Annotated in this window: 5 protein-coding genes and 1 pseudogene; all 6 read right to left on the reverse strand. The window is 64.1% G+C overall.

Going from position 1 to position 3,480, the window contains the following annotated elements:
• Positions 1-138: pseudogene (locus tag PGX04_RS28765) on the reverse strand (carbon-nitrogen family hydrolase); the annotation flags it as partial.
• A 78-nt stretch (positions 139-216) separates the two neighbouring features.
• A complete protein-coding gene (locus PGX04_RS28770; RefSeq protein ID WP_273741619.1) occupies positions 217-651 on the reverse strand; it encodes an SRPBCC family protein in 435 nt (144 codons plus the stop codon).
• A gap of 129 nt (positions 652-780) precedes the next feature.
• The gene (locus tag PGX04_RS28775; protein WP_273741620.1) at positions 781-1,005 is read right to left on the reverse strand and encodes a DUF7123 family protein; all 225 of its coding nucleotides are present in this window, start codon (positions 1,003-1,005) and stop codon (positions 781-783) included.
• A 156-nt stretch (positions 1,006-1,161) separates the two neighbouring features.
• Positions 1,162-1,344 (reverse strand): DUF7525 family protein, encoded by a 183-nt coding sequence (locus PGX04_RS28780; RefSeq protein WP_273741621.1) that lies wholly within the window; start codon positions 1,342-1,344, stop codon positions 1,162-1,164.
• An 85-nt stretch (positions 1,345-1,429) separates the two neighbouring features.
• Positions 1,430-2,461: a phosphate signaling complex PhoU family protein gene (locus PGX04_RS28785; protein WP_273741622.1), complete on the reverse strand. Its 1,032-nt coding sequence runs from the start codon at positions 2,459-2,461 to the stop codon at positions 1,430-1,432.
• Between the two features lie 250 nt (positions 2,462-2,711).
• On the reverse strand, positions 2,712-3,480 hold a 769-nt coding region (locus tag PGX04_RS28790), incomplete at its 5' end, for an ATP-NAD kinase family protein (protein ID WP_377043628.1).

The following is a 3,480-nucleotide window of genomic DNA, read 5'->3' on the forward strand; positions in this document are numbered from 1 at the left end:
GGCCCGCGACACCGCCTCGAGCGCTCGGTCGACGTTCGCGTCGACCTCGCCGGCCTCGATGTGGATCTGTGCGAGTGCGAGCCTGAGCGAGTCGCCGGTCTCGGCGTCCGCAGCGGCGGCGTTCGCGTCGACAGTCATCGTTCAACTGTGGCCGCCCCACCACCGTTACTGTGTCGGCTGCGTTACTGTGCCGAGCGCATCACTGTGAGAAGTGCATTACTGAGTCGTCTGCAGGTCCCGCTCGAGCGCGCGCTGGAGGTTCTCGAGCTCCGAATCGAGATTTCGCTTGAAGAACCGCTCGACGCCCGGGAGCTTGCCGTCGACGACGAAGCCGTTCTCGAGGCGAGCACCGTCGTCGGTCTCGACGATTTCGTGTTCGCCGGTGACGTCCATTACCTTCGATTCGCCGACGAACTTGACGTACTCCGGCGGTCGTCGCGTGACGTCTTCGGTGTCGACGGCGATAGTTTTCCGAACGAGCGGGATCGGAAGCGAAACCTGCCAGGTCGCGCGCCGCCCCTCCGGATCGTCGATCGCGTAGGATTCGACGACGCTGATCGCCTGGGCCCGGTTCGCCGGATCGACGATGAACTCCCAGACCCGTTCCGGCGACGCATTCACCTCAAATGATCGGTCGATCCGTACAGTCATGCCCGTACCTGTGCGAGTATCGGATAAAAAGACCGTGGACCGACAGGGGGAGCCGTCGCTGCAATCGTGGCGATCCGCAGCGGAATCGGGCTGAGTTGGGAGAGACGAACGAGGGGATATCGACGCCGATCAACTGATCGTGACTCGCCAGGTCGTCGACCGGGCGCGGCCCCATTTCTCGATGTCGACGTCGTCCGTTTTCTCCGCGAGGTGTGGCAGTCGAGCGCCGACCTGTTTCGACGAGAGTCCGATCGCGTCCGCGATGTTCTTCGCTCGGAAATACTGCTCGCCGCGGGCAGCGCTCTCGCGGAGGTACGAGACAATTCGCCGCTCTTCGTCGGAGTACTCGGTCATCGTCCGTACGCCACTCTAGGTGGCCGTTGGCCTTAACTTTTAACGGCTGGAACGTGCCGGGTTCGGTACCGAGCGCCGTTCGATCGGCCGTCTCGGGCCGCCGATTCGGTTCGAACCGTCGATCCGATTCAATCGTCGATCCGTCGCCGCGTCTCGTCAGTCGAAGAGGTGGATGCCGACGACCGCGAGTGAGCTAAAGAGAACGGCCGCAGCGAAGCCCCACGCCGCCGTCACGTTCGGTGCGCCGACGAGCATGACGAGTGCGCCGATCACCGCGAGTGCGCCCAGTGCGAGCGCCAGTCCAACGCCCTTGTCCGTCGTCTCGGTTTCCGTAGCCATGCTCGGGCGTTGTGTGTGGGGTCTCTTAACTTCTCTCTTTCGTGACCGGATCACAACCAACGACGTCGGTTGGAGTGCCGGCAGATCACTTGATCGTGGTGTGCTCGGACTCCTCGTTGAGCGCGAGGTTCGCCGCGATTTCGGCGTTTCGCATCGCGTACTGGGCGGTCTGCTGGAGGCTGACGAGCACTTCGCGGACCCGTAGCAGGTCCTCGTTGTCCATCTCCGGTAACTCCGCGAGGATCTCCTGCTCGAGGTCGGAGATATCGTGGAACAGCGCCCGGACCTCGTTGGACTTGTCGTAATCGCGTTCGACGGCGGCCTCGACGGCTATGGACGTGATATCGTCGACCAGCTCGTTCAGCTCTCGGATGTCGCGCATCACGGAGCTGTCGACGTTGAGCGAGTGGCCTTCGGTATCGATGACGATTTCGGCGATGTCCTCGCCGTTGTCGGCGGTCAGCTCGAGGTTCTTCGCGATCGAGCGGTAGCCGATCAGCGGGAAGCCCGTGTTGAGACCGACCGCTCGCGCGAGATTCGGGTTCTGGTAGGCCGTAAAGATCAGGCGCAGCAGGAGGACGAAGATCTTGTTCGCCTGGCGCTCCCGATTCAGGGCGCGCTGGGCCAGATCGGGGTTGCCGTGGGCCAGCGCCTTGATCCCCTCGCCGCGCATCGTCTGGCCGGTCCGCTCGAGCCGCTCGAGCAGGTTGTCGAGCGTGAAGTCCTCGGGGTCGACCGAGCAGCGGATCGAGATGCTCTCGGGGGTCTCCTCGATGACGCCGAGTCCCATCAGCTGGGTCTCGGCCTGGTAGACGGCGTTGATGTGATCGGACTCGAGGGCGCCGTCCTCGCGCTCGATGCGGATGATGCGCCGCCCGAGGACGTACTGGGCAACGATCGCGCGCTCGACGGCGTCGGCGTCGAGTTCGTCGGTGTGAATGATCGCTTCGGTCTCCTCCGTGTTGGCGGACTCGGGCATCACGGTCAGTGTGCCCTTGCCGCTGGTCCGCAGCGATACTTCGTCGCCCTTTTCGACGGCGTGTTCGGACGCCCACTCCGCGGGGAGCGTCATGGCGAGGGTCGATGGACCGAGTCGTTGCACTTTCCGCGTTTCCATATGACACCATACAACCGACTTGACCTTAATCTTGACTATATGGTCATTATATCGCCTCCAATCGTTATATGGTTGAGGTCGATGGCGGATACGACATCGTCCTTATATAATTTGATTCAGGACCGTTGTTCGAAAATCCCTCGCGATTGCGCCCGACGGGACGCCCAGGGTGGCAGCTGACGGAGCGCCCAGGGTGCCAGCCGATGGGGCGCCATATGAGGCAGCAAGTAACAGGATGCGTCCCAAAACGTCAGGCGACGGGGACCATCCGCGTGGTAAACCGCCCCGTCCGAACCTGCAACCAGCCCTCGAGTCGTTCGTCGATCTCGGCGTCGTCGGTATCGATGTGTAGCGTGTCGATTCCGTCTAGTTTCTCGTCGTCGGCGACGACCTCGATATCGTCGGCTCGGCGGATCACTGCCGGGGAAATCTGGTGGTTCCCTCGACCGAAGAGGAACCCTTGGCCCCCGATCGGTGAGACGACGATGGTGACCGGATCCGCGAGCACCGCGAGGATATCCGACTCCGCGGCGTCGCGAGCGAGAACCGCACCGCGCTGGCCGTCCGACTCCGTATCGTCACTCGCTGCGTCGTCTCCCTCCGTGCCCTCCGCTTTGAGCCCAGCGCGCCAGACGTCGACGCCCAGCGGCGAGGGGTCGATTCCCAGTTCCCGCTCGATGGCTCCGACGGTGCTGCCGGGACCGAAGACGTAGGTCCGGCCCGGTTCGACTTCGCGGGCGAATCCCGCGGCCAGCGAGTCGACGCTGCCGCTCGAGACCTGCTTGCCCGACTGCAGCTCCGGCGCGACGGGGACCGGAACGATCGCCCGCAGTTCCGACCGGACCTCCCCCTCGCGGTAGGCGGCCTCGTCGATGTCGTTGACCTCGCGGGGCTCGACGCGCTCAAACTCGTCGGCGATCCGGCCGGCGTCGGTCGGGGTGACGCCGAAGACCGACGAGTAGATCTTGACTCCGGCCGGCACGCCGAGCATCGGCGTCTCTCCCGCCGCTTCCTCGAGC

The sequence above is a fragment of the Natrinema soli genome, from assembly GCF_028618695.1.